This window comes from Bradyrhizobium sp. CSA112 (assembly GCF_029051645.1).
In the GTDB taxonomy this organism is placed as follows: domain Bacteria; phylum Pseudomonadota; class Alphaproteobacteria; order Rhizobiales; family Xanthobacteraceae; genus Bradyrhizobium.
Map to the genome: position 1 here is coordinate 23,104 of NZ_JAACFS010000009.1, position 23,759 is coordinate 46,862.

Annotated in this window: 20 protein-coding genes; 3 read left to right on the forward strand and 17 right to left on the reverse strand. The window is 62.8% G+C overall.

Annotation, left to right across the window (positions count from 1 at the left end; translation table 11 throughout):
* Positions 1 to 87 precede the first annotated feature (87 nt).
* The 5 genes from hpnE to GWE18_RS17960 form a co-directional block, all read right to left on the reverse strand.
* A complete protein-coding gene (gene hpnE / locus GWE18_RS17940) occupies positions 88 to 1,347 on the reverse strand; it encodes a hydroxysqualene dehydroxylase HpnE (RefSeq protein ID WP_275187032.1) in 1,260 nt (419 codons plus the stop codon).
* On the reverse strand, positions 1,347 to 2,186 hold the full coding sequence (gene hpnD, locus GWE18_RS17945) for a presqualene diphosphate synthase HpnD (RefSeq protein WP_275187033.1): 840 nt from the start codon (positions 2,184 to 2,186) through the stop codon (positions 1,347 to 1,349). Before hpnD ends, hpnE begins: the two co-directional genes overlap by 1 nt.
* Complete coding sequence (gene hpnC / locus GWE18_RS17950) at positions 2,183 to 3,061, reverse strand: squalene synthase HpnC (RefSeq protein WP_275187034.1); 879 nt, start codon at positions 3,059 to 3,061, stop codon at positions 2,183 to 2,185. Before hpnC ends, hpnD begins: the two co-directional genes overlap by 4 nt.
* 291 nt (positions 3,062 to 3,352) lie before the next feature.
* Complete coding sequence (locus tag GWE18_RS17955) at positions 3,353 to 3,610, reverse strand: DUF3551 domain-containing protein (RefSeq protein WP_057849272.1); 258 nt, start codon at positions 3,608 to 3,610, stop codon at positions 3,353 to 3,355.
* A gap of 365 nt (positions 3,611 to 3,975) precedes the next feature.
* Entirely contained in the window at positions 3,976 to 4,218 is a 243-nt protein-coding gene (locus tag GWE18_RS17960; protein WP_057849271.1) for a cysteine rich repeat-containing protein, read from the reverse strand.
* A gap of 427 nt (positions 4,219 to 4,645) precedes the next feature.
* Here GWE18_RS17960 and GWE18_RS17965 point away from each other — a divergent pair, with 427 nt between their 5' ends.
* Positions 4,646 to 5,149: a hypothetical protein gene (locus GWE18_RS17965; RefSeq protein ID WP_057849270.1), complete on the forward strand. Its 504-nt coding sequence runs from the start codon at positions 4,646 to 4,648 to the stop codon at positions 5,147 to 5,149.
* Positions 5,150 to 5,220: 71 nt separating this feature from the next.
* Here GWE18_RS17965 and GWE18_RS17970 read toward each other — a convergent pair whose 3' ends face one another.
* From GWE18_RS17970 to GWE18_RS18000, 7 genes are all read right to left on the reverse strand, one after another.
* Positions 5,221 to 6,279, reverse strand: a complete 1,059-nt coding sequence (locus tag GWE18_RS17970; RefSeq protein ID WP_275187035.1) for a hypothetical protein — start codon at positions 6,277 to 6,279, stop codon at positions 5,221 to 5,223.
* Positions 6,280 to 6,338: 59 nt separating this feature from the next.
* The gene (locus GWE18_RS17975) at positions 6,339 to 8,714 is read right to left on the reverse strand and encodes an MMPL family transporter (protein WP_275187036.1); all 2,376 of its coding nucleotides are present in this window, start codon (positions 8,712 to 8,714) and stop codon (positions 6,339 to 6,341) included.
* 364 nt (positions 8,715 to 9,078) lie between these two features.
* Positions 9,079 to 9,885: an ethanolamine ammonia-lyase subunit EutC gene (gene eutC, locus GWE18_RS17980; RefSeq protein WP_275187037.1), complete on the reverse strand. Its 807-nt coding sequence runs from the start codon at positions 9,883 to 9,885 to the stop codon at positions 9,079 to 9,081.
* Positions 9,886 to 9,891: 6 nt separating this feature from the next.
* Positions 9,892 to 11,478, reverse strand: coding sequence for a B12-binding domain-containing radical SAM protein (locus GWE18_RS17985; protein WP_275187038.1), 1,587 nt, complete (start codon positions 11,476 to 11,478; stop codon positions 9,892 to 9,894).
* Positions 11,479 to 11,634: 156 nt separating this feature from the next.
* Positions 11,635 to 13,020, reverse strand: coding sequence for an ethanolamine ammonia-lyase subunit EutB (locus GWE18_RS17990; RefSeq protein ID WP_275187039.1), 1,386 nt, complete (start codon positions 13,018 to 13,020; stop codon positions 11,635 to 11,637).
* Between the two features lie 125 nt (positions 13,021 to 13,145).
* Complete coding sequence (locus tag GWE18_RS17995) at positions 13,146 to 13,361, reverse strand: hypothetical protein (RefSeq protein WP_275187040.1); 216 nt, start codon at positions 13,359 to 13,361, stop codon at positions 13,146 to 13,148.
* 61 nt (positions 13,362 to 13,422) lie between these two features.
* Complete coding sequence (locus tag GWE18_RS18000; protein ID WP_275187041.1) at positions 13,423 to 13,746, reverse strand: hypothetical protein; 324 nt, start codon at positions 13,744 to 13,746, stop codon at positions 13,423 to 13,425.
* A 611-nt stretch (positions 13,747 to 14,357) separates the two neighbouring features.
* Here GWE18_RS18000 and GWE18_RS18005 point away from each other — a divergent pair.
* A complete protein-coding gene (locus tag GWE18_RS18005) occupies positions 14,358 to 16,064 on the forward strand; it encodes a HAMP domain-containing methyl-accepting chemotaxis protein (protein ID WP_275187042.1) in 1,707 nt (568 codons plus the stop codon).
* Between the two features lie 247 nt (positions 16,065 to 16,311).
* The gene (locus tag GWE18_RS18010) at positions 16,312 to 16,749 is read left to right on the forward strand and encodes a VOC family protein (RefSeq protein WP_275187043.1); all 438 of its coding nucleotides are present in this window, start codon (positions 16,312 to 16,314) and stop codon (positions 16,747 to 16,749) included.
* 341 nt (positions 16,750 to 17,090) lie between these two features.
* Here the strand turns inward: GWE18_RS18010 and GWE18_RS18015 are convergent, their stop codons facing one another.
* The 5 genes from GWE18_RS18015 to GWE18_RS18035 all read right to left on the reverse strand — a co-directional run bounded on the left by GWE18_RS18015 (position 17,091) and on the right by GWE18_RS18035 (position 23,745).
* Positions 17,091 to 17,804 carry a hypothetical protein gene (locus GWE18_RS18015; protein ID WP_275187044.1) on the reverse strand — a complete coding sequence of 238 codons (714 nt, stop codon included), beginning with the start codon at positions 17,802 to 17,804 and terminating at the stop codon, positions 17,091 to 17,093.
* A gap of 157 nt (positions 17,805 to 17,961) precedes the next feature.
* A complete protein-coding gene (locus GWE18_RS18020; protein ID WP_275187045.1) occupies positions 17,962 to 19,662 on the reverse strand; it encodes a HAMP domain-containing methyl-accepting chemotaxis protein in 1,701 nt (566 codons plus the stop codon).
* A 47-nt stretch (positions 19,663 to 19,709) separates the two neighbouring features.
* A complete protein-coding gene (locus GWE18_RS18025; RefSeq protein WP_275187183.1) occupies positions 19,710 to 20,132 on the reverse strand; it encodes a cache domain-containing protein in 423 nt (140 codons plus the stop codon).
* Positions 20,133 to 20,359: 227 nt separating this feature from the next.
* Positions 20,360 to 21,238 carry a transglutaminase family protein gene (locus tag GWE18_RS18030; protein WP_275187046.1) on the reverse strand — a complete coding sequence of 293 codons (879 nt, stop codon included), beginning with the start codon at positions 21,236 to 21,238 and terminating at the stop codon, positions 20,360 to 20,362.
* The gene (locus GWE18_RS18035; protein ID WP_275187047.1) at positions 21,235 to 23,745 is read right to left on the reverse strand and encodes a circularly permuted type 2 ATP-grasp protein; all 2,511 of its coding nucleotides are present in this window, start codon (positions 23,743 to 23,745) and stop codon (positions 21,235 to 21,237) included. Before GWE18_RS18035 ends, GWE18_RS18030 begins: the two co-directional genes overlap by 4 nt.
* Positions 23,746 to 23,759 lie beyond the last annotated feature (14 nt).

A 23,759-nucleotide genomic window follows, 5' to 3' on the forward strand; every position in this document is an offset into this window, starting at 1 on the left:
TCAGGCTCCATCTCACTATTTGAGCATGATCTCCGCGCAACGCGTTCGCGTTTGTCCCGAGGGAAAACCGGTATCCACGTTTCCGGATCATGCTTTGGACCTTGCCAGGACCAGATCGGCGGCGCGGTCGCCCGACCGTATCGATCCTTCGATGGTTGCCGGCAACCCCGTATCAGTCCAGTCACCGGCGAGAAACAGGTTTTTGAACGATGTCACCGCTCCCGGCCGCAGCGCGTTCTGCTCCGGCGTGGCCTCGAACGTCGCACGGCGCTCGCGCACGATCTGCCAGGGCGGCAATGGCGGTTCGCCCGGCAGGCTGGCTGCCTTGCAGACATCCCGCCAGATCGCCAGCGCGAGTTCTTCGCGCGGCATATCGACGAGCCGGTCGCCATTGCTGATGGTGACCGACAGCCGCTGCGGAAACGCGAACAGCCATTCCACGAGGCCGCCGACGACGCCGAGGATTGGGGGTGCATCCTTCGGCGGATCGAAGCGGAAATGCGCGTTGACGATGGCGCGGAATTTTGACGGCGTCTTCAGGCCCGGCAACAGCGCCGCCGCAGGGCGCGGCGGCACCGCAAGCACCACGGCGTCGTCGGAGCCGAGCGCAATCGCGTCGCTGCCGAATTTCAATTCGCCGACCGCGTTGCCTGCGATCGCGAATTCGCGCAGCTCGTGGCCGAACTGGATCGAAGCGCCCTTGTCCTGCAACAGCTTGATCGCCGGCTCGACCAGCACCGCGCTCAGGCCGTCGCGCGCGATCAGCGGCCGGCAGGCCTGCCCGCCCGCCAGCAGCGTTTCCCGCACGATCGCGCCGGCAAGGCCCGCCGAACCCTCGGGGGGATCGACGTTGAGCGCGGCCAACAGCAGCGGCTGCACCAGCCGATCGTACAGCGTACCTTTGCAGGGGATCGTGTCGCCGACAAGTTTGCCGGTGCCTGCCCAGGCCAGAGGCATCAAGGCGAGATAATCGAGCAGCTTCGTATCGGGGACGCGGCGCGCTTCGTCGAACACCCATAGCGGCAATTTGCCGTCGCCAAGGTCGAGTTGCCAGCGCTGGCCGGTCACGATGTCGACGAAGGGAAACTGCGCAAGCTTCGGCCCGACCAGCCCGGCCTCGGTGCCGATCGATTTGGCGTAGGCCAGCGCATGACGGTTGCCGGACAACAAGAGATGGTTGCCGTTGTCGATGGTGAGATTGGTGGCCGCGTCGAAATAGGACCGGCAACGGCCGCCGGCCTGCTGCGTGGCCTCGTGGACATGCACCCGGTAATTGGCGTTGGCGAGCCGGACGCCGGCCGAGAGGCCGGAAATGCCGGCGCCGATGATATGAACGTTTTTCTGCATCAAATGATCGCGTAACGGAGAAGGATGGCGATCTTTGCCATCTTGTGGACGCGAACCGGCTGGCGCGGGGCGGCAAAGCCCCGGGCCAGCAACAGGTCCAGGATCGCGCGGTAATATTTCGACATGATCCGCGGCGCGCGCACTACGCGCCGCGAATTGCGTTTCATGATCTCGTCGGCCTTCTCGAAATGTTTCTTGGCCCGCTCGGCGAGCGGCAGGCACACTTTGGGCAGCGCGCGGTCGGCGATCACCCGATTGGGATCGTCGGTGGTGATGCCGGCAAGCAGCAAGCTCTCACGCGGCAGATACAGACGGCCGAGGCCCGCGTCTTCGTCGATGTCGCGCAGGATGTTGGTCAATTGCAGCGCGCGCCCGAGGTGATGGGCGAGTTGGATCCCGTCATCCTCGGGCAGGCCGAACACCCGCACCGACAGACGGCCGACGGCGCTGGCGACGCGGTCGCAATAGAGATCGAGCGTGGCAAGATCCGGCGCGCGGATGTCCTGCGGCACGTCCATCTCCATGCCGTCGACGACGGCCAGGAAATCCTCGCGCTTGAGGCCGAAGCGGCGCACCGAGGCGGCATAATCCCGCAAACGCGGCGGTGGATTGCCCTGATACAGCGCGTCGATATCGTCGCGCCATTGCTGCAGCGCCGCCAGCCGCTCGGGCCGCGGCCCGTCGGAATCGGCGATGTCGTCGACCTGACGGCAAAAGCTGTAGATCTGGAACATCGCCTGGCGCTGTTCGCGCGGCAGGATGCGCATGGCCGCGTAGAACGAACTGCCGGACGCGGTGGTGCCGTAATCTGCGTTGGCCGCCGCCGTCTGCAACGTCATGCGCCGGCCGCCGGGTTGGTCTGGGGACGGCGTCCCGCGGCACGCCTGATCATTTCGCCGGCGATGCCGCCGATGCTCTGCGCGAGCAATTCGGGCTTGCTCAGGTGTACGCGCTCGCTCAGGGGATCGCGCACCTTCAGCATGCCGACGATCTTGTCGGCAAAGGCCTGGATCACGGCAACCTCGAGCCCGAGCCGGAAATCCCTCACCTCGGCGCTGAGCGACTTGCTTTCATTGAGCAGGGTTTCGGTCCGCACTGCGAGCGCCTGCAGGCATTGCAACAGCGCCGGCTGTGACTTCGCCTCGCCCAGCATCTCGACGGTGGCGCCGCTCGCGGCCAGCGCATCGCGCGGCAGGTAGACGCGGTTGAGATTTTTGTAGTCCTTGGCGCAATCCTGCAAATGATTGTTGATCTGCAAGCCGGCGCACAGCGCGTCCGAAGCCGCCCAGGTCGAGGTGCTCTCGCCGTGGACGTCGAGCATGAAGCGTCCGACCGGCATAGCCGAATAGCGGCAATAATGAATGACGTCATCCCAGTTCTCGTAGCGCAGCTTGGTGACGTCCATCCGGAACGCGACCAGCACATCGAGGGCGTGGCGTGGTGCCATGGCGCGCTCGGCAAGAGCGCGGCGCAGGCTGACCGCTTCCTTTTGCGTGTCGCCCTTGCCCAGCAACTCCGCCTCGAGCAGGTCGAGATAGCGAAGCTTTTCGTCGGCGCCGAGTGTTGCGTGATCGGCAATGTCGTCGGCGGTCCTGACGAAATTGTAAAAGCTCAGGATCAGCGCCCGGTGACGCGGATGAATGATCCACGACGCGACCGGAAAATTCTCGTCGCGGTGGGTCTTTCCGGATCGCAGGTCGCTCGCGGTGGTCATCAAGAACTGACTACATTCATCGGGATTTGGCGGCATGCGCGGATATAGTTGGTCGCATGCGTGAAGTCGCGAGCCCCATATAGGGCGTTTTGACGCTCGACACAACTCTCGACAGCGCCGTTAACCGATTGAAGTTACTCGAAATCTTCACACATGCGGTGAGCATGTTATCGCGCAATCTGCGCGATCAATGTGACGGAAAGCACTGACGTCGATCGCAAGCAACTCGCCGACGGCCGCTCAAAGCCAGGTCAGACGATGGACACCCGGCGCCGCGCTTTTTCAGCGAACTTACTGGTAGACCCTGGCGCGCTTCTTTCGCGGCGCCGGACCTGCGTAATACGGGTTGACGACGCATTGTGCGGAGCGGCCCGAGGCTGACATGTTGCACTGTGCCAGCGAGGTGTAGCCGCATTCGAAGTAATAGTCGTTCCAGCCTGTATAAACCTGCAGGCAGACCGGATATTTCGGATCATAGGTCTGCGCGTGAGCCGACGGCGCGGCTGAAGCCGTCACTACGATCAAAATCGCCAAAGCCAGAATGCGCATCAGAGCTCTCCCTCGCGTGGGACTACAAACGTGGCCCAACAACACTAACCCCACGTTGACGCCGGTAGTTCCTGAACACAAGCCGCTCATGCAAGGCAGGGAGCGCGCGGCGTATCCACGCCGCTCCGGCCAAGCTCGAGACCGCTAAGGCTCAGCGGTGTACCGCGCACAGCAACGGACGCGGCGGCACGAGGAGCGCTAGCATCAGCGCGGGCTTGGCAAACGCGCAGCCGTTTTTGCTCCCCTTGCAGGGCCTTGCAGGGGACGCCGCCAAAACCAATGCGATGAGATTTAGCGCACCCGTCGCAGCCGCGACCGAGCCGGAAACGGGTCCGGCGCGATAACTAGCGGGTGAAAGCCGCGGCTTACTGACCGTTGTTCTTGAGAACCTGGTTGCAGGCCGCGCTGATCTTGGGCCGATGTTCCTTGAGGCACGCCAGGATCGTGAGATCGCCCTGGTCGATGACCGGGCGGCAGAACTTCTGCACATCGCGGGTACAGGCCTTCTGCTCCTCCTCCGTTCCGCTGCGCTGCGCTTGCTGGGCGAAGGCGACATTCGACGAGACCGACATCGACAACAAGGTGAGGGCCAGGAGAGATTTACGCATCGTATTCCTTCATTTCGGCAGCATGAAATCCCGTTCCCGATTTGCGTTTCGGCATCGCCGGGGTGGATTTTGTTTGGATGGCAGGTGCCGCGTAACGCAGCGACGTGCACAGGACAAGCATGGCAAATACGGCTAAATTTACGGCGATCTCAGCGCGGTAAATAACCGGCTGATATCTAACGTGTATTTCTGCCACACTTTCTTGGAAATTGGTTCTTGCAGACGGTCTAGCGCGAAGCTAGATGCTGCGCCGACGGAGCTAATGTGAATGTTTGATTCCACTCGGCCGCCTGTGGCCTTTTTCCTGCCGCTACCGCCGGAAACAGCACGCCGTCATTTGAACCTAAGATACTGCAGGAACACTAAATCTTCGATGCGGCGAGACGTATCTTTGCAAAGAACGTCTATTTTGAGGGGAAAACTCACGATGAAACTGTTTGGTTCCAGCTTGCTCGGTCAGGCTCTCGCAGCGGCCGGCGTCGGCGCCGCGCTTATGTTGTCGGTCACTGCAAGCCATGCCCAGGCGGGAGGCCCTTTTGCCGGTTTTGACGGAAACTGGAGCGGCTCGGGCACGGTCGCGCTCTCCAACGGCACCACCGAGAACATCCGCTGCAAAGCCGACTACAAGGTCAACGCCAACGGGCTCGGCCTGAAGCAAAACCTGCACTGCGCCAGCGACAGCTACAAGTTCGACCTGTCGAGCGACGTCACCAGCCAGGGTGGCCGCATCTCCGGCAACTGGAGCGAAAAGAGCCGGAATATCTTCGGCAATCTGCAGGGCACCGCCGGCGGCGGCCAGATCGAGGTGTTCGTCGAAGCGTCGGGATTTGCGGCCAACCTGAATCTGCGTACCACCGGCAACAAGCAGAGTGTGCAGATCGACTCCAAGGGCGAGATCCGCGGCGTCAAGATCACGATGTCGAGGACCTGACGCTGCCCTTCGAAACAGCATGAAACGGCAGCGCCCGGCGCTGCCGTTTTCATTTGGCGACCTAAGCTGGATCAGCCGAATTTCCAGCCCCAATGCGCGTCGCCGCGGTCGCGGCGTTCCGTTACCTCGATGCGCATGAAGCGATCATGCGCGAGCGCTGCCCCCACCCATAATTCGTTCCAGGCGTCGAACGCCGCGGGCGACAATGCTTCACGTTCCGCCATCAGGCGCCACGAACTCTGACGTACCGTCGCGCCTGAACCTTCTATCTGCAGCTCCGCATCATCATCCTGCCCCCTCGCCAGCCGTGCGAAGGCTTTGGCGAAACCCGCCGCTCCCGCTTCGACGCCACCCAACAGCGCAGCGACTTCGTCGAAGGTGTGCATCCCGACGAGCCGCGCCGCAGCGCCGGCGAGATGGCCGCCCTCTTCCGGGCCGAACACCCTGATCGTTTCCGGCACGATCGAGGTGACGTACTCCATCGCATAATTGCGCAGCACCTTCTGCAGCCGCTCCTCCGGCCATGTCGTCGCCGGCAGCCGCGGCGCGAGATCGGCCCGGAACGGCGGACAGCGCTCGCCGGGCGAAAACTGCAGCCGCTCCTCGGGCGCGAGGTCGCGATCCCACTCCTTGTAGTACCCCTCCAGCCCCGGCTGGCCGTCGACAGTCTGCCCCGTGCAGACGAAGCCGAGCCGGGGATTGCCGAGCACCACGCCGTTGTTGGCGTGCCATCCGCGCAGCATCGCCCGCGATACTTCGGAGGGGATTCCGCAAATGGCGGTGCCGGACCAGATCCAGCGTGGCGGCGGATAACGCACCCAGGCCTTGCTGTCGCTCTCGTAGACGTACTCGACCTTCACGCCGCCGACCTGATTCGAGAGATAGTGATACTGGGCACACGCGACCGCATGCGGAAGCCGGTCGAGGCCGAGCTTCTTCAATCCGGGAAGAAAGCGCGCCAGTTGCTGCCGCCGGAAGGTGCGGAACACCACCTCGGCCGCGCGCGGCGCGCCAGCCCGTGAGGCCAGCATCAGGATCAGGCCAGTAAGGTAGGAATGATAGATGTGTTCGACCGCGCGATAGGCGGCAGCATCCGCCGCAGGGCGAGCAGCTAATCCCGCAGACGTCATTCCTCAGCCTCTCTTCGACAAGCCGTTGGCCAGCAGCCCTCGTTTTTCAATAGCGCTTGTTATTCCGCCGGCTTGGCGTGGCTGACGCCGCGAATCTTTTCCGACAGATTGATCAGGAACATCGAGGTCGGACGCAGGATGAAGAGATCCGCGACCAGGGCCGCAATCATCGAGAACGCGCTGAGCCAGCCGAACAGCCGCAACGACGGCAGGTCGGAGAACACGGTGACGACGAGGCCGCAGGCCAGCACCACCGTGGTCAGAATCAGCGCCGGACCGACCAGCACGGTGGCGCGCTCGACCGCCAGCGCCGAGCCGACGCCGGGCTTGCTCTCCAGCCGCAGCCGGTTGAGGAAGTGGATGGTGGCGCTTAGCCCCAGGCCGAACGACACCGTCAGCGCGACCACGCTGGCGAATTGCAGCCCCTCGCCCATTATCCACAGCACCGTACCGGACGCCACCACCGGGAAAATGCCGGGCAGGATGCAGGAGAACATCACCACGACCGATCGGAATGCGAGGCCGATGAAGATCGCAACTATGAGGAACTCGATCGTCAGACCGTGATTGAGTTTCTCGATCATGTTGGCGCTGTTGCGCGCGGCGATCGCCGACAGGCCGGTGACGGCGATTTCGAAGCCTGGATGCTCTGATCGCACCTTGTCGAGCGCCTTGTCGAGCTTGTCGACCACGGGAAGGATCTCGCTGGAATCCAGATCGGGAACGCGGCCCGACACCACCACCGCATCCTGATCGGCCGAGATGAAGCGGCGGACCAGATGCTCCGGAATCACGCTGACATATTCCTTCAGCGTCGCGACATCGGTTGCGCCGGCTTTGTCGGCGAGCCAGCGGCGCAGCGTCTCCAGCGACCAAACATTGCCGACGCCTGCCGATTTCTCGACCATCGCGTGAACGTCGGCGATCGTCTTCAACGTATCCGGCGCGTAGAGCGACGCACCCTTGGGGAATTCGATCAGCACGTCGATCGGATTGGCGCCGGTAAGCTTGGCGTCCAGCCGGCCCGAAGCCGCCACCGCCTGCCGCTTGTCCGGCACCTGATCGGCGAGGCGATAGCGCGGCTCCAGCGTGGCGTAGATGAAGCCGAGGCCGGCGACGAGCAGCAACGCGAGCAGGCTGAACAGCCCGGGGCGGCCGACCATGCGCACCGCGATCCAGTAACAGAAATTGCGCAGCGCCTGCACCCCGGCGTCCGCGCTCTGGAATTTGACCGCGAAAATCTTCTCGTTGCGGACAAACAGCACGCCGAACACCGGCACCAGCGACAGCACGGCCACCAGCGCGATGATGGTGGCGGCAAGTCCGGCCTCGCCGAACTTTCGGATCAGTTCGGAATCGGAGAATTGCAGGGCGATGAAGGATATGCCGGCGGTGCCGTGGGTCAGCACGCAGGCCGGCCCCACCACCAGCACGGCATTGGTGAACGCGGTTAATTTGTCCTGGCCCGCGATCAGGCGGTCGCGCGCCGCGAACGTTAACTGCATCGAGTCCGAGAAGCTGATCACCATGATGAGCGGCGTCATCACGTTCAGGAACATGTTGAGATTGAAGCCGGCCCAGCCGAGGCTGCCGAGCGCGAGCAGGATCGCGATGATCGGCGGGAAAGCCGCGACCACCATGAACGATACCTTGCGGAAGAAGATGATCGCGATGATGCAGCCGGCGAGAATGCCGAGGATGTTGTAGGTCAGCCCGTCGCGCTTGACCGCGTTGCGGATCTCGAGCTGCATGACGGGAACGCCGGAAAGCTGCGCATTGAGCCCGCTGCCGGCGAGATCCTCGGCCATGATCTTCCGCATTTCGCCGACTACCGTGCCGAGTTCGTTGGAGGAAACGACCTTCGGCTCCAGCGACAGCACGATCAGCGCCAGCGTGCCGTCCTCCGATAGCAGCTTGCCGCGAATGATTTCGTTCGATTTGACGGTCTCGGCGAACTTGTCGTAGGCGGCGCCTTGCGGCAGTTCGGGCGGGAACAGCGCGGCCGGCAACTTGCCGGGCTCCGGCGCCTGACGCGCCGAGAATAGCGAGACCAGACCGCGCACGCCCTCGATCAGTTGCAGGTCGGTGACCATGTCGCGGATCTTTTCGAGGTTCTCGCGGGCCAGCAGCGTCTTGCCCTCTACCACGACCAGCACGTCGAATTCGGTCGCCGGGAAGCGCTTGGTCACAGCCTCATATTGCTTGTAGTCCTTGGAATCGGAGCGGAACAACTGGCTCAGCGAGTCGTCGATCTTGATCCGCTCGATACCGAAGAGCGCAGCCACGATCAGCGCGACGAGAATGATCATGGACACGATCGGCGCCTTGACCGCGATCAGGCCCATGCGCTCGAGCCCGAAGGCGATGCTCTTGCCCGGCGGCGGCTCCTCGATGGCTTCGACGTGGACGTGACTTTCGGAGTTCTTGTCGAGCATACCCTGTCCAGTTCTCACGTCGGCCTGTATGTGCAGCTTGGTTTATTTATGCAGCTTGGCGGCGCGAATGCGGCTTTGACGGCCCTATTCGATCGGCGCTAGCCCTTGAAATCACGCGGTAAATTAACCGGCGCCGTTTTACAGGGCCGAACCCCATCCGGCAAGCATGCGCGGGACGGCAAATCGGCAAGAAGATGACGAAAATGCGCGTTAAGTCTCTGATTTGCCACACCCGCCGGGCTCCCCTTGGGCCATTCCGGCTAATAACGCCAACGCCGCTCGCGATGGCGTGGCGCAACCGCGTCCGGTCAACTTTTCGGGAAGCGGCCCACGCGTGAAGATCGCGCCTGAAGTCACGCGGCGCTCAGTCCTTTTTCTTCTCCGCTTCCGTCTCGGCGCGGAGCGCTGCCCGGGCGGAGATGAGCGCGGCTCCGCTTTCGTCTTTCAGCGCCACGCCGGTAATCTGGCGCGCGATGCCTTCACGCACCAGCCAGGCGATCTTGAAGGCGGCTTCATCGTAGCTCAGGCCTGCACCGTGGATGTTGGACACGCAATTGCGCTTCTCATCCGTGAGGCCGATGCGCGGCGCAAAGGTCAGATAGGCGCCGAGGCTGTCGGGCGCCGACAGGCCGGGCCGCTCGCCAATCAGCATCACCACCAGCCGCGCGCCGAGCACATCGCCGATCTCGTCGCCGAGCGCCACGCGCGCGCCCGATGCGACCACGACATGGCCGAGCCTAACTCCCGCCTCCGTCAGGCGAGACGCAAGATGGCGAACCAGTTCGACGGCGTGACCATTGACGGCCGCCGGCGACAGTCCGTCGCCGACCACGATCACAATCTCGCCCGCGCCGCCGCTTCGGTTCTCCAGCGCGCGCCGCGAATCCAGGTCTAACATGCGTCCGAGATCGGGGCGGCGCAAATAGTCGCTGCGGTTGCGCGCCTGGCTGGAGACTTCGCCGACCTGCAGGCCGAGGCCGGCCAATTCGCCAACCAGGCGCTGAGCATCGAAAGCAGCATGCACGGCATCGCGCGCGCGGGCGTGGTCGAGTGTGAAGGCGAGAAGCGCGTCGGTCGGCATGCTCGCGCCGGAACGGCCGAGCCCGACGCGCGCGGGCGTCAGTTCCCGCAAGGCGTCGAGCGAGCGGGGCGGCGGTGCCGGCGTTTTCATGGCTTGCTACTCGGCCGGAACCGACGCCTCACGCAGCCGCATCGAATAATTCGACGCGTTCTGCCGGCCGCTGGTGGCAGCGCGCGCGAATTCGATCAGATGGTGCGCAATCGTCGCCGAGCCAATCAAGCCCTCGATATCGCCGCAGCGGAGCCGTCCCAGCGCGAACTTCCAGAACACCTTTCTGTAGTCGCCGAGCACGCCGACCTTCCAGAAGATGTTCCGGAGCATGATCAGGGCGCGCTTGATATTGGCCCAACTCTTCTGCTCGGGCGCCACCGGCACCTTGATCCGCTGCGCATAGGTGTAGTCGCATTGATACTGGTAGCGCGCGTACAGCTTTTCCGGCTGATAGGCGACTTCCATGCACCTGCGCCAGGAATCGACCACCTGCTCATAGGGCAGCAGGAACTCTACATTGGAGTCACGACTGTCGTCGTGATTGAGCCGGCCTTCGCGCTCCAGCCTGTCCCATAGCGGTGTCTTCGGCAGCGCCTGCAGCAGATTGATCGTGAGCAGCGGAATCCGCGATTCATCGACGAATTCGAGCAGCGCATCTGCGGTGCCGGGCTTGTCGGTATCAAGCCCCATGATGATGCCAGAGACGACTTCCATGCCATAGGAGTTGATGGTGTGAATGCCTTCCTGGATCGGGACCATCATGTTGTGGTCCTTGTGCATCGCATGCAGCGCGTCGGGATCGGGCGTCTCGATGCCGCAGAACACGGTCACGAACATCGCCTCGCGCATAAGCGCCAGGATTTCGGGTCGCTTGGCGATGTTGAGCGTCGCCTCGCAGGCGAGCCGCGTGACGTAGCCGGTTCGCTTCTGCCACTCGACGAGGTGCGGCAGCAAATCGAGCGTCGCTTTTCGATTGCCGATGAAATTGTCGTCAACAAAATAGATCGTGTCGGTCATGCCGCATTCGCGCAGCCTGTCCAGCTCGGCGACGATCTGCTGCGGGGTCTTCAGGCGCGGGTTGCGGCCATAGAGGCCGGGGATGTCGCAGAATTCGCACTGATAGGGACAACCGCTCGAATACTGGATGCTGCCGAGCAGATATTTCTTCACTTCGGCCAGCTCATAGGCCGGGATCGGAAAGTCGCTCATGGCAATGCGGTCGTTGGTTTTCAGCACGACCTGTTGCGCCGGCCGTGATGGGTCGCGCGCCAGCCGCGCGATCAGCTCGTTGGTGGCATCGCCGAGTTCGCCGACATGCAGATAGTCGAACGATGGATAGTAGTCCGGGCACGCGCTCACCGACGGTCCGCCGATCGCCACCGCGAGGTCGAAGGCATGCGCGCGGCGGCAGATGTCGTTCATCTGCTGGCGCTGGATATGCATGCCGCTGACGAACACCGCCTCCGCCCATTCAAAATCTTCCTTGGTCGCGGGGCGAATGTTCTCGTCGATAAAACGAACCGGCCAGTCCGCCGGGAGATAGGCCGCGATAAGCAACAGGCCTTGCGGCGGCATGAAGGCCTGGACACCGGCGGTCAGGGGATAGGCGTATTCGAATGTGCCAAAAGAGGAGGTATAGCGCGGAAAGACGCACAGGATACGCCGTACCGTTCCGATGCCTTCAGCTCTCATCAAAATTCCTCAAGGCTGACATGAATTTAAGCACGACATTGAAAGCTGGGCCAGAAATTCTTCAACATTGTGACAGCCAGTTCTAACTCGTTGTGGGTCCTAACTCATTGTGGGTTCAATTGGTTGCAGGAAATCTTCCGGCCCTTAGGCCAGCGCTCAGGCGATCAGCCGCGAGGCAAATTCGGGCAGCAGCAGCCCCGCGCTGCCCGCAAGCCGGAAATCGGCACCCGCAAGGCCGGTGCGCACCAACCAATCGTCGAACTCCGGCGCCCGCTTCAACCCGAAGAGGTCCCGGACGTAGAGCGCGTCGTGGAACGAGGTCGACTGGTAGTTCAGCATGACATCGTCGGCGCCCGGCACCCCCATGATAAAGGTGACGCCGGCGGCAGCGAGCAGCGTCAAGAGATTGTCGATGTCGTCCTGGTCGGCTTCGGCATGGTTGGTGTAGCAGACGTCGACACCGAGCGGCAGGCCGAGCAGCTTGCCGCAGAAATGATCCTCGAGGCCGGCGCGGATGATTTCCTTGCCGTCATAGAGATATTCCGGACCGATGAAGCCGACCACGCTATTGACCAGAAGCGGATCGAACGCGCGCGCTACCGCATAGGCCCGCGCCTCGCAGGTTTGCTGATCGACGTTGTGATGCGCATTGGCCGAGAGCGCCGAGCCCTGCCCGGTCTCGAAATACATCACGTTGTCGCCGACCGTGCCGCGGCGAAGCGACAGTCCCGCCTCACGCGCCTCGCGCAACAGCGCGAGATCGACGCCAAAGCTGCGGTTGGCAGCCTGCGTTCCCGCGATCGACTGGAACACCAGGTCGACCGGAGCACCCTGCCCGATCAATCCGAGCGTCGTGGTCACATGGGTGAGCACGCAGGCCTGGGTCGGGATCTGCAGCCGCGAGATGATGCCGTCGAGCAGGCGCAACAACTCGCCGATGATAGCCGGATCGTCGCTGGCCGGGTTGATGCCGATGCAGGCGTCGCCCGATCCAAGCAAGATGCCGTCGAGGATCGAAGCGGTAATGCCCTTGGCGTCGTCGAAGGGATGGTTGGGCTGCAGCCGCACGCTCATCCGCCCCTTCAGGCCGATGGTATTGCGAAAGGCAGAAGTCACGGCGCATTTTTTGGCGACCAGGATCAGATCCTGGTTGCGCATCAGCTTCGAAACGCCGGCGGCCATTTCCGGCGTGATTCCGCGCGAAACCTTGTTGAGCGTTTCGCTGGTTGCCGCATCGGACAACAGCCAGTCGCGGAAGCCGCCGACGGTCAGCGAGGAAATCGGCGCAAAGGCCTGCGCCTCATGGGTATCGAGGATCAGCCGGGTGACCTCGTCGTCCTCGTAGGGGATCACCGCCTCGTTGAGGAATTGCTTGAGCGGCATGTCGGCCAGCGCCATCCGCGCCGCGATCATTTGTTCCGCGCTTTCGGCCGCGACGCCGGCAAGACGATCGCCGGACCGCGGCGGCGTCGCCTTGGCGAGCAGCGCGCGCAAATCGTCGAACGCATAGGAGGTTGCACCGATGACCTGGCGATAGACCATGCTGACTTTCCTGCGCCCGTATCTGCTCCGTTGCCGCGCTATCCTATCACCACGCGCGCGACAGTGTGGAAGACGAGCCGAGTCCATTTTCCGAGTGCGGCATGGCCGCAGCCACCCGCCTCCGGCTAGTTCAGCGTGCCGTAATAGCGGCTGAAAAAGCTTAGCTCATAAACGAACGCGGCGAACACGAACAGCGCATGGAACCGGAGATTACGCGTTACCGCAGCCACCGCGCACAGCAATACGAATACGCCGATCCGCGGGAGATACTCTAGTCCCAGCGATCGCAGATGGTCTTCGCCCTTTATCAAGGTGTCGACCACATCGAGCGCTTCCGTCAACGCCAGAAAGCCAAAGAACCAGCGGCGGCGGGAAAGAAAGTAGTCCTGATAACCCTTATATTCATCGAGGGTCCTGGGGGAAAAGCAGAGCGCTCAGGAAATAGTACATCGATGCGTAAACGCAGATGAAGGCGTACATGACAAACGTCCAGTGCTGGACGAAGCTCAGCCGAAACTCCCACCACCAGAATGTGACCACGTTCATGAGCGCCCAGGCGACCCAGCCCAGATGAACTGACCAGATCGGGTAGCGGCCGGGATGCTGGATCAATGCCGCAACGCCGCTGACCAAGCGCGTGACGCTGAGCCCGAGGATGATGGCAACCAGTACGCGGATGTGAAGATAGAGATCGACGTTGCCCGGCAAGGCGGCACTTTGAGCCATTAAGTCCCCATTCTTGCCTACAATCGAAGTGGCGCGTCGCCTTGTGGCAACAGGCGTCGCGTGATGAATCGAGCGATGGCTTAAGGGTTGCGCGCTTGCCGCCCCGACAAGACGAGTTCGACCAGTTTCCGTCGCCGTGCCCACTGTCTAGCTTGATTCGTGCGACAGGTGTTTGCCCGATGCGGACCGCCCTTCGGAAACACGTGCCCGCTTGCGGCAATGGGTACGGCCCTTTCATTGGTGGCGTTACCCGTCTCGGATCGAGGACCGCACCCGTAGGATTGGACGGGTTGCGCCGTCACGGCGGCCCCGTTTCGTCTTGGCGGGTGGCACCCGGCGCCGGCCGCCAACGGCCACCTCCAATTGCACCGGTATATCAGGGCCCGTTTCGGTCGTGCAGAAATGCCAAATTTTCCCGGCGACATGGCATGCCATCAACGATACAACACATTGAAATTGCTATATAATCTTCCGCTATTTGCATAATTTATAGTTTCTCGGATTAAGAAATTGTCCATCAAAATTTAGCACAATTTGCAGATACCGACTGCACACACCCATCCGCTGTGGAGCGCCGGTTGTAGAATCCCTAACTCATTTTTGGTGGCACCATGGCATCCCGGTTTTCGCTTGCAGCCAAGTTGTACTCGATCTTCGCTCTGTTCGCGGTTCTGGTTGCCGCCATCACCGCCTTGTCCGATTACAACACCCGTCAGAATGCCGAACTCACCGAAGCGGTCTCGACTGCCAGCCGCGCCGCGCTCAACGTCGAGCGCATCAATTCGCTTGTCTATGCCGTCGTGATGGAATCGCGCGGCGTCTACATGTCGACCGAGCCCGCCGTCGTGAAGAAATTCGGCGACGGCTTGCTCAAGTTCAACGAACGCATTCTCGAGGTCGTCAAGAACTGGGAGACACTGGTCCAGGCTGACGACGCCCAGCAGTTCGCCACCTTCAAGAAGCGCATTGAACAGTTCGTCGACTTCCGCAAGGAGCTGGTTCGCCGAGGGGTCGAGATCAATGCGGCGGCAGGCCGCGAATGGGGCGACAACGACGCCAACCGCCAAGTACGCACGGCGCTGAACAAGGATCTCGAGGCCCTGTCTAAGGTCTACGCCGAACGCAGCAAGAGGCTGGCGCAGCAGACCGACACCAATCACACGATGGCCTTTGTGCTGACCTGCCTCGGTGTCATAGCGCTGGCGGTGGTCGTTATCGGCGTGCTGATCATCGCCCGTTCGATCGCCCGCCCGCTCTCGGTTATCACCGCGACCATCAAGCAGGTCGCCGACGGCGCCGAAGGCGTCGAGGTTCCGCATACCGGCCGCGCCGACGAGATCGGCGCGCTGGCCCGTGCGATCAGTGTCTTCCAGGAAGCGATGGACCGCAACCGCAACCTCAATTCGCAGGTGCTGGAGGACTCGAAAGCGCGCGACGAGCGCACCCGTCACATCGAAGCCTCGGTCGACGCCTTCCGCGAAGCGATCGGCGGCGTGCTGCGCGCGGTCACCGACAATGCGACCTCGATGCGCGGCACCGCGCAGACCATCGCCAGCGTCGCATCGGATGCCAGCGGGCGGGCGGTGGCCGCCTCCGGCGCGACCGAGCAGGCTTCCAGCAACGTTTCCGCCGTCGCCAGCGCCGCCGAGGAGCTGTCCGCTTCCGTCGAGGAAATCGGCCGCCAGGTGCGCCAGTCGGCCAGCGCAGTCGAGCAGGCCGGCCAGCGCACCGAGAAATCGGTCGCCGAAATCGAGGGGCTTGCGGCTGCGACCCAGCGCATCGACGGCGTGCTCAGCCTGATCCAGGCGATCGCCGAGCAAACCAACCTTCTCGCGCTCAACGCAACGATCGAAGCCGCCCGCGCCGGTGACGCCGGCCGCGGCTTTGCCGTGGTCGCCCACGAGGTAAAGGCACTGGCCGAACAGACTGCCAAGGCGACCGCCGAAATCGGCCAGAACGTCGGCCTGATCCAGACGTCGACCAAAACCTCCGTCGAAGCGGTTCGCGAAATCGGCAATGCGGTGCGCGAGATCAACGAGGTGACCTCCATCATTGCCAGCGCGATCGATCAGCAGGATGCGGCGACCCGCGAGATCTCGGTCAACGCGCAACTGGCGGCGCAGGGCAACGGCACGCTGGTCGTCAATATCGGCTCGCTCAGCGACGCCATGGGCACGACGAGCGCGGCGGCGACTTCGGTCCTCACCGTATCCAGCGAACTGACGGCTACGGCCGAGACGCTGTCGCGCGAGGTCGAGAAATTCTTCCGCAACCTGCGTGCGGATTCCTCCGAGCCGGCGCGGCGAACCGGCACCTAAGCGGACGGCATCTCAGGCTTGCGCCAGAGTGTGAGGCGTCCACAAAATCGGGCTCCGGAAAGTTCGCCAAGGCATCGGATCGGCACTGAATATGCCGACACGCCGATCATTGCGCCTCGGCGCACCGCGAAATCGATCGACAAATAAATCACCCCCCTTGTCGGACTCTCGTCCCCCCGTTCGTCCTCGGGCGAGCCCACGCAAAGGAAACCGGCTCATTGGACCCCACCAACAAGGACATCCGTCAATGACCTCCATCACGCCGTTCCTCTGGTTCGATAACAACGTCCCCGAGGCTGTCGCCTTCTACAAATCGGTATTTCCCAATGCAAAGGTCGAAACCGTCAATGACTTCATGGCGACCTTCGAACTGGAGGGGCAGAGGTTCAATGCCCTAAATGGCGGCCCAAAATACAAGTTCAACGAGGCGGTCTCCTTCTTCATCAGCGTCGAGAGCCAGGAAGAGGTCGATTACTTCTGGAACAGACTGACCGCCGATGGCGGCGAGGAATCGAAGTGCGGATGGCTCAAGGACAAATTCGGCCTGTCCTGGCAGGTTGTGCCCACGGCCCTCGGCCGCTATCTGAGCGATCCCGATCGCAAGAAGGCCGATCGCGCCATGCAGGCCATGCTGAAGATGCAAAAGATCGTCATCGCCGACCTCGACAAGGCATATGCCGGCTGATCCCGAAAATCCTTCCGGGGGATGCCGACCGGCTCCCCCGGAATTCGGGCGGATAACGAATTAAGATGCTGCCCGCATGTGTCTCTTGTTTGGCACGTTTGATACTTGCCGACGTACCCTGCGAACGTCCGCTGATTGGGGTGGATCGGAAGTGGCCAGCCAACCGTCAGAGCAACGCGAATGACCCAAATAAGACACTCGGCAGCGGCGCCTTCTTGCACGTTTTAGGGCAGCCCGTGTGCTAAATGACAACCCCATTGGCGGTCTACATTCAGCGCGGATGGCGCCTCATCAAGTACGCCATCCGCACCAGCAATTGGTCTCTTACGAACAAACGAGCCTTAAGCCTTCAGGTCCGTGATCCGCATGATTGCGACCACGTTCCCATCGTTGTACACCTGCTCTTTTGTGTTCTTGTTGCAGGTCCAGACATAGTTCTTCTTGCCCGTAAAGGTCTTTCCCTCCTGCTCGATCCGCATCTCCCCTTCAGTGATATGGCAGACCATGGCATTCTCCATCGGAGGACCCATAGTCTTCGATCCCGGTTGCATAATGACATCGCGCATCGATACGGTCTTAAAACCGGGGATGATGGATGGTGTCTCGCCATCATAGGCGCGCACTACGACACCAGGCCACGGCGTCGCATCCTTGTAGCCCGTGGTTTGAGCAGCGGCGGGCTTCATCATAGCCGCCGAAGCCGCTGCCAACCCAATTCCCAATGCTGACCTTCGATCGATCTTCATTGCTTTTCTCCTGAGGTTATGCAACGAGCCGCCGCAGAAGCAGCGCGCGCATTCATGCAATGTGAATGGTGGTGCGAAACCGAAAAAGGGGTCGGTCTCTTCAGAGAGCGTGCCTGCCGATGGCACCAGTGCTGCTCGTTTGCCCCGAACGGTGATTTCGGCACATCCCGCTTCAAGGCAACCACATTCTACACGACCTGATACGCCTGAGAATAGGTGGCGCTTCACTCCGTTGAACGGATAAAGCAAGTCAGTGTGATTGACCGACCTCGCTGCTCGGTCGGCAGTAAGTGCGCCGCCACGACCCATTGGCGTCCCATCCGTAGGCCGACGACTGCAGCTCCGAGGAATGTCCGGAGGTGGCACGTTCCGGACCTGGGGCGATGTCCGACTTGAATCCGCAAAGCGCTGCCAAGCGGACATGGATCAAGCCACGTTCACCAATCTCGATTCTTGGATCTACGGCCTAAGCCGACCGCACGGTCGCGAGGAACTTGCCCACCTCGGCCTTGAGGCGCTTGTTTTCGTTGGAGAGCAATTGCGCTGAGGCCAGCACCTGTGACGACGCCGTGCCGATTTCACCGGCGCCACGGTTGACGTCGGCGATGCTGGTCGCGACCTGGGTCGAGCCCACCGCCGCCTGCTGCACGTTGCGGGCGATTTCCTGGGTCGACGCGCCCTGCTCTTCGACAGCGGCAGCAATCGCTGCCGCGATTTCGGAAACCCTGCCGATGGTGCCGCTGATTTCCTTGATAGCGAGCACCGAATCCTGGGTCGCCGCCTGCATCCCGGCGATCTGGGTGGAAATCTCGCTGGTGGCCTTGGCGGTCTGCGTGGCGAGCGTCTTGACCTCCTGGGCAACCACCGCAAAGCCTCGGCCGGCGTCGCCGGCACGGGCGGCTTCGATGGTCGCGTTGAGCGCCAGCAAATTGGTCTGCTCGGCAATCGTGGTGATCAATTTGGTGACGTCGCCGATACGGTTCGCGGCATCAGACAATTCCGCAATCCGGGCGTCGGTCTTTTGCGCCTGAACCACCGCCTCGTTGGCGATCCTGTTGGAGTTCGCGACTTGTCTGCCGATTTCATTGACGGAGCTGGCCATTTCCTCGGTGGCGGACGCGACCGATTGCACGTTGGTGGAGGTTTCCTCCGAAGCTGCGGCGACGACGGTGGAGAGCTCCTGGGTGGCGGCGCTGCTGTTGGTCAGCACGGCTGCGGAGGTTTCCAGCTCGGCCGACGCCGAGCCGACATTTTCGACGATATCGCCGACCGCAATCTCGAAGCTTTCGGCCAGATTGTGCAGCTCGGTGCGGCGGGCGGCTGCCAGCTCGCGGTTCTTTTCTTCGCGCTCAGCCGTCTCGCGTTCGGCTTTGGCAATCGCCTGCACCTTGAATTCCTGGATTGCATGCGCCATCTGGCCGACTTCATCGCGGCGCTCGAGGCCCGGTAGCTGGACCTCGAAATTCCCGCCCGCCAGTTCGCGCATCGCCTTCGACATCGCCACGACCGGGCGGGAAATGCTCCGGCCGATCAGAAACGAAACGAGGATACCGGCAAGTGCAACCGCCAGCAGGGCCGCCGTCAGCGTCATCTGCTGTTGCTCGAGCTTGATCCCGGCACGGGCAATCTCCCGATCCTTGCTCTCGCTGCTATGTGTGATCAGGTCGTCGGCCAGCTTTTCGATGACGGCAAAGTTGCGTTCCGCGCCCTTGATGAATATCAGCGCCGAGCCGGCGTCGCCGTCGGCCATCTCGATCGCGTTTTTCGATTGCTTGAGATAGCCTGCGACGCCAGCTTTCAGCTTGTCGAAAGTCTCCGAGCCGACCCCGTCCTTGATGCCTTCGACGGCCTTCAGCGCGTCGGAAATCTTGCCGGCCGCTGCGGAAGCTTCCTTGGCGACCGCAGCTATTTTCTTCTCGTCCTTTTCGTTGGCTGCGGTGGCAGCAAGACGATAGAGCTTGGCGTGCGCCGTCCACACCGTGGTGGTGAGATCGTTGGCCAGCTCCGATTGCCGCACCGGGCCGGACACCAGCGCATCGACGGCGGCCTGATTCGACCGCAACGTTTGCAACGCATAGGCGCCGAGCCCGATCAGGACGAGGATCAGGAAAGCCGGCGCGAGCTGGACTTTCCACGAAAGACCAATGTTCTTGATCCAGCCGAGCATGTCACCCCTTCAGTGCGGCGATCGCCGCACAACAACGCAAACGCTGGTCAGAGCTTGTAGACGCCTGCGCAGACAGCCGTGTTGTCCAGCTTCTCGCAGTACATTTCCTTCGGCTCGACCTTCTTGCTCACCGGATTGACGAATTTGTAATCCTGCCAGAATGAGGCCTGCTTGGCGGCGAGTTCGACGCGCTCCTTGACGTAGAGCTTGCCGTCGACGTCCTGTGCATCGATCAGGTCCTTGCCGACGAATTTCTCGTTCGAGCCGTGAGCCAGCACTTTGCCGTCAAGCTGATAGACCACGACATAGAGATCGCGATCACGGAACTTGCTGGCCTTGTTGGTGATCTCCGGATACGCCTTTTCGACGCCCTGCTCCTTGATGAAGGCGACCGCCTGTTTGACCATGGCGACGGCTTCGTCCTTGTTCGCTCCACCGCCCGCACTGGCGACGCCTCCGAGAACGAGCATGGCTGCCACGGCAGAAACGAACGGCTTTGTTGACCAATTGTTCACGATTGTCTCCCGGCTATGTGGGTTGGACTTGCAGGCGCGGTTCCGCGCACGTCAGGATGGCGGCAAAAGAGCAAAGCTTCCGTTAAGCTGCCTATCCGTAGTGCAGCGGAGATTGGCGCGGCTTAATGCTGCGGCAGGATAACCGGTTGTTAAGAAGTCCGGGCGCGGGAGATAATCCCGCCTCACTCCACCAGCAGCACGTCGACGGCGACGCTGAGCTTCTGCTTGCGCGATCCGACGATGATTCCGTCGACCGGCGAGACGTCGGAGAAGTCCCGTCCCACCGCCAGGATGACGTGGTCGTTCTCGACCAGCAGGTCGTTGGTCGGGTCGAACCCGATCCAGCCGAGCTCGGCGCCACACCAGAGCGAAACCCAGGCATGGCTGGCGTCGGCGCCTTGCAGGCGCGGCTGGCCGGCTGGCGGAATGGTGCGAAGATAGCCGCTGACATAGGCCGCCGGCAGGCCAAGCCCGCGCAGGCCCGCAATCATCACATGGGCGAAGTCCTGGCAGACGCCGTGGCGCTTCTCGAACACTTCCCTGAGCGGCGTCGAGATTACCGTGGCCTTGGAATCGTACCTGAAATCGTTGCGGATCCGGTGCATCAGGCTGGCGGCGCCTGAGAGGATGCCGCCGCCCGGCGGGAAGCTTGGCGCAGCATAGGCGGTAAGCGGTGCCAGCACCGGCACCAGCGAACTCGCAAAGACATATCCGATCGGCGAGGCAGGGCCGAGACTGGTGGCCTCGAAAGCCACATCGCGGATATCTTCCCATGACCGGCTCGGCGCATTGCGCGCCGGCACCTTGCGCGACACCGAAACCCGCGAGCGGGAATCGATCCGCAGGTTGCGATGCGCGGTCTCGATCAGCACACTCTCGGTATGTGTTCCGAAAAAATCGTGCCGCACCGTGCGCTCGGCCGGCCGCGGCCGGATCTCGACCGAGTGCGAGATCAGTTGTTGTCCGTCGCCGCTCCGCGGCTCCAGCCGCAGCGAGCACCGCGCAAAACTCACCGGGCTCTCGTAAGCGTATGTCGTGACGTGACGGATATCGTAGATCACGCGAGTCCCGTGAGCTTCTCCGGGCGGCTCGCATTGGGCCCGTGCGGGAAGTAGTGCAGGCCGATGGCGTCAGCCAGGTTGAGCAGGTCCTGCTCCAGCGCGAACAGGCTCTTGACATCAAGCGTTGCGGCTTCGGCTGTCGTCAGCGTCGCCTGCAATGCCACCGCCAGCCGCTGCGGCCGCTCGATCAGGCCGTGCTCCTTCAGGCTCGGCAGTGCGGCGATGTGATCGTTCAGCGCCGCGACCTGAAACGCGACCGAGCGCGGATTATAAGGATCGAGCACCGCGAGATCGCGCACCGGCGCCAGCGCCGGACCGACCAGATAGCGCGAACGATAGGTGATCTGGCAATCCACCAGCGTCAGCAGCACATCGAGGTCTTCCTCGCCGGCTTCGTCGTAGGCAAACTGCCGCGCAAAACGCACGGTGTTGATGGCGCGCTCGGCGCGGCGGCCCATGTCGAGGAAGCGCCAGCCGGCGGCGCGGTTCATGTTCTCCTGCGCCAACCCGGCAAGGCTCGCCAGCTCCTGCAGCGTCAGTTCGGCGGCGCTGACGATGCTGTCATCGTCGTCGACCTGCAACGCGAGGCGCTCGACCATCTCGGTGATGATCTGCCAGGCGTCGGGCGAAAGCCGCTCGCGCAACGAGCTCGCGGTCCGTTGCACCGATCGCACCAGCGACAGGGCCGAGCCGAACTTCTCCTCGCTTTGCAGCGCTTCGGCGATCACCCGCGCGGGGTTGGTCCGCGTCGCCTGCGAGGTGGCGCCCCAGGTCACCAGAATTCGCTGGATGCGCTCGACCGAATGCAGCGCGGTTGATGCTCCCTTGATGGGATCACGCGTCGAGGTGCCGAGCGCACGGATCAGCCGCAGCGTCGCCTCGGCGCGCTCGAGGTAGCGGCCGAGCCAGAACAGATTGTCCGCGGCGCGGCTTGGCACCACCCCCGCGATCCGCCTGATCCGCACGGTGTCAGCGCCGGGCAACAGCGTGGAAGCCGATACCGCCTTGTCAGACACCACCCAGACATCCGCCGACCGCGCGCCATCGCCCATCGATACTGCACGGGCATCGGGCTCGTCAGCGATCCGGCAGAAGCCGCCAGGCAGGATCGTCCAGCCCTGGGGCGTTGCCGCGGCAAATACCCTGAGCACAAACGGGCGCGGCGTGATCCGGCCCTGCTCCCACACCGGAGTCGTCGAGAGCCGCACCAGCTCCTGACCGACATAATCAATGCCGCGATCGGTGATCGCCTGCCTGAGCCGGTCGCGTTCGGCGGTCGGCAATTCGCCGGCGAGCACAGGCCCATGGCTGGAAAAGCCCGGAACGGCCCGGCCATAGGCGCCCTCGATGGCAAAATCCTCCAGCCGCGACAGCACTTCCTCGCGCGCGGATTTCTGGCCGCACCACCAGGTCGCGATGTGCGGCATGATCAAATTCTCACCGAGCAAGCGCCGGCACAGGCTCGGCAGGAATCCGAGCAGCGCCCGCGCCTCCAATACGCCCGAGCCCGGCATGTTGGCGACGACGACGCCGTTCTTGCGCAGCACGTCGATCAGGCCGGGCACACCGAGATGCGACGATGCATCGAGTTCCAGCGGATCGAGGAAATTGGAATCGACCCGGCGCAGCAACACATCGAGCCGCTTCAGGCCGGCGACGGTGCGGATATGGACGCGGTCGCCGCTGACGGCAAGATCGTCGCCCTCGACCAGAAGGAAGCCGAGATAGCGCGCCAGCGTGGCGTGTTCGAAATAGGTTTCGCTGAACGCGCCCGGCGTCAGCAACCCGATCCGCGGCTCGTCGCGATCGGCGCTGGCGCGCAGCGAATCGCGGAACGCTTCGAAGAACGGCGCCACGCGCTCGACATTCATCGACTTGTAGAGACTGGAAAAGGCGCGCGACAGCACCAGGCGGTTTTCCAGCGCGTAGCCGGCGCCTGATGGCGCCTGGGTGCGATCGTTGAGCACCCACCAGCGCCCGTCAGGGCCGCGGCCGACATCGGCCGCATAAAAATGCAAATAACGGTTTCCCGGCGGTTTGACGCCGCAAACCGCCCGCAGATATTCGGTGCTGCCGGCGATCGCGGCCGCAGGCACCGCGCCATCGGCGACCAGCCGGCCCTCGCCATAGAGATCCCGCAGTACCATTTCGAACAATTGGGCGCGCTGCGCGATGCCCGTGGTCAGTTGCTGCCAATCGGCCTCGTCGATGATCAGCGGCAGATGGCTCAGCGGCCACAGCCGGTCGGCAGTCTCGCCCGGCGCGCGATAGGTGACGCCGGCCTCGCGCAAATGCCGGTCGGCGGAGGCGAAGCGCCGCTCGATATCAACGGGCGAAAGCGCCGCAAAGGCATCGAAGAAGCGGCTCCACGCCGCGCGGGGCGCACCGTCCTCGCCGACATATTCGTCGGGAATACCGGGCAACCGCGCATAGTCGCGCATCCATTGCGCGATCCGGCGCTGGCCCGGACGGGCCCTGCTCTCCTGGCTGCTGCCTTGGCCCGTCATTCTCGACTCCCTTG

Excerpts from the sequence above, each read along its gene's own strand:
- GWE18_RS17975 (WP_275187036.1), bottom strand. The coding sequence starts at position 8,714 with ATGCTCGACAAGAACTCCGAAAGTCACGTCCACGTCGAAGCCATCGAG.
- GWE18_RS17955 (WP_057849272.1), bottom strand. The coding sequence starts at position 3,610 with ATGCGCATTCTGGCTTTGGCGATTTTGATCGTAGTGACGGCTTCAGCC.
- GWE18_RS18000 (WP_275187041.1), bottom strand. The coding sequence starts at position 13,746 with ATGGCTCAAAGTGCCGCCTTGCCGGGCAACGTCGATCTCTATCTTCAC.
- GWE18_RS18025 (WP_275187183.1), bottom strand. The coding sequence starts at position 20,132 with ATGCTCGTTCTCGGAGGCGTCGCCAGTGCGGGCGGTGGAGCGAACAAG.
- eutC (WP_275187037.1), bottom strand. The coding sequence starts at position 9,885 with ATGAAAACGCCGGCACCGCCGCCCCGCTCGCTCGACGCCTTGCGGGAA.
- GWE18_RS18035 (WP_275187047.1), bottom strand. The coding sequence starts at position 23,745 with ATGACGGGCCAAGGCAGCAGCCAGGAGAGCAGGGCCCGTCCGGGCCAG.
- GWE18_RS18020 (WP_275187045.1), bottom strand. The coding sequence starts at position 19,662 with ATGCTCGGCTGGATCAAGAACATTGGTCTTTCGTGGAAAGTCCAGCTC.
- GWE18_RS17990 (WP_275187039.1), bottom strand. The coding sequence starts at position 13,020 with ATGGTCTATCGCCAGGTCATCGGTGCAACCTCCTATGCGTTCGACGAT.
- hpnE (WP_275187032.1), bottom strand. The coding sequence starts at position 1,347 with ATGCAGAAAAACGTTCATATCATCGGCGCCGGCATTTCCGGCCTCTCG.
- GWE18_RS17985 (WP_275187038.1), bottom strand. The coding sequence starts at position 11,478 with ATGAGAGCTGAAGGCATCGGAACGGTACGGCGTATCCTGTGCGTCTTT.
- GWE18_RS18010 (WP_275187043.1), top strand. The coding sequence starts at position 16,312 with ATGACCTCCATCACGCCGTTCCTCTGGTTCGATAACAACGTCCCCGAG.
- hpnD (WP_275187033.1), bottom strand. The coding sequence starts at position 2,186 with ATGACGTTGCAGACGGCGGCGGCCAACGCAGATTACGGCACCACCGCG.
- GWE18_RS18005 (WP_275187042.1), top strand. The coding sequence starts at position 14,358 with ATGGCATCCCGGTTTTCGCTTGCAGCCAAGTTGTACTCGATCTTCGCT.
- GWE18_RS17970 (WP_275187035.1), bottom strand. The coding sequence starts at position 6,279 with ATGACGTCTGCGGGATTAGCTGCTCGCCCTGCGGCGGATGCTGCCGCC.
- GWE18_RS17960 (WP_057849271.1), bottom strand. The coding sequence starts at position 4,218 with ATGCGTAAATCTCTCCTGGCCCTCACCTTGTTGTCGATGTCGGTCTCG.
- GWE18_RS18015 (WP_275187044.1), bottom strand. The coding sequence starts at position 17,804 with ATGGGTCGTGGCGGCGCACTTACTGCCGACCGAGCAGCGAGGTCGGTC.
- GWE18_RS17965 (WP_057849270.1), top strand. The coding sequence starts at position 4,646 with ATGAAACTGTTTGGTTCCAGCTTGCTCGGTCAGGCTCTCGCAGCGGCC.
- hpnC (WP_275187034.1), bottom strand. The coding sequence starts at position 3,061 with ATGACCACCGCGAGCGACCTGCGATCCGGAAAGACCCACCGCGACGAG.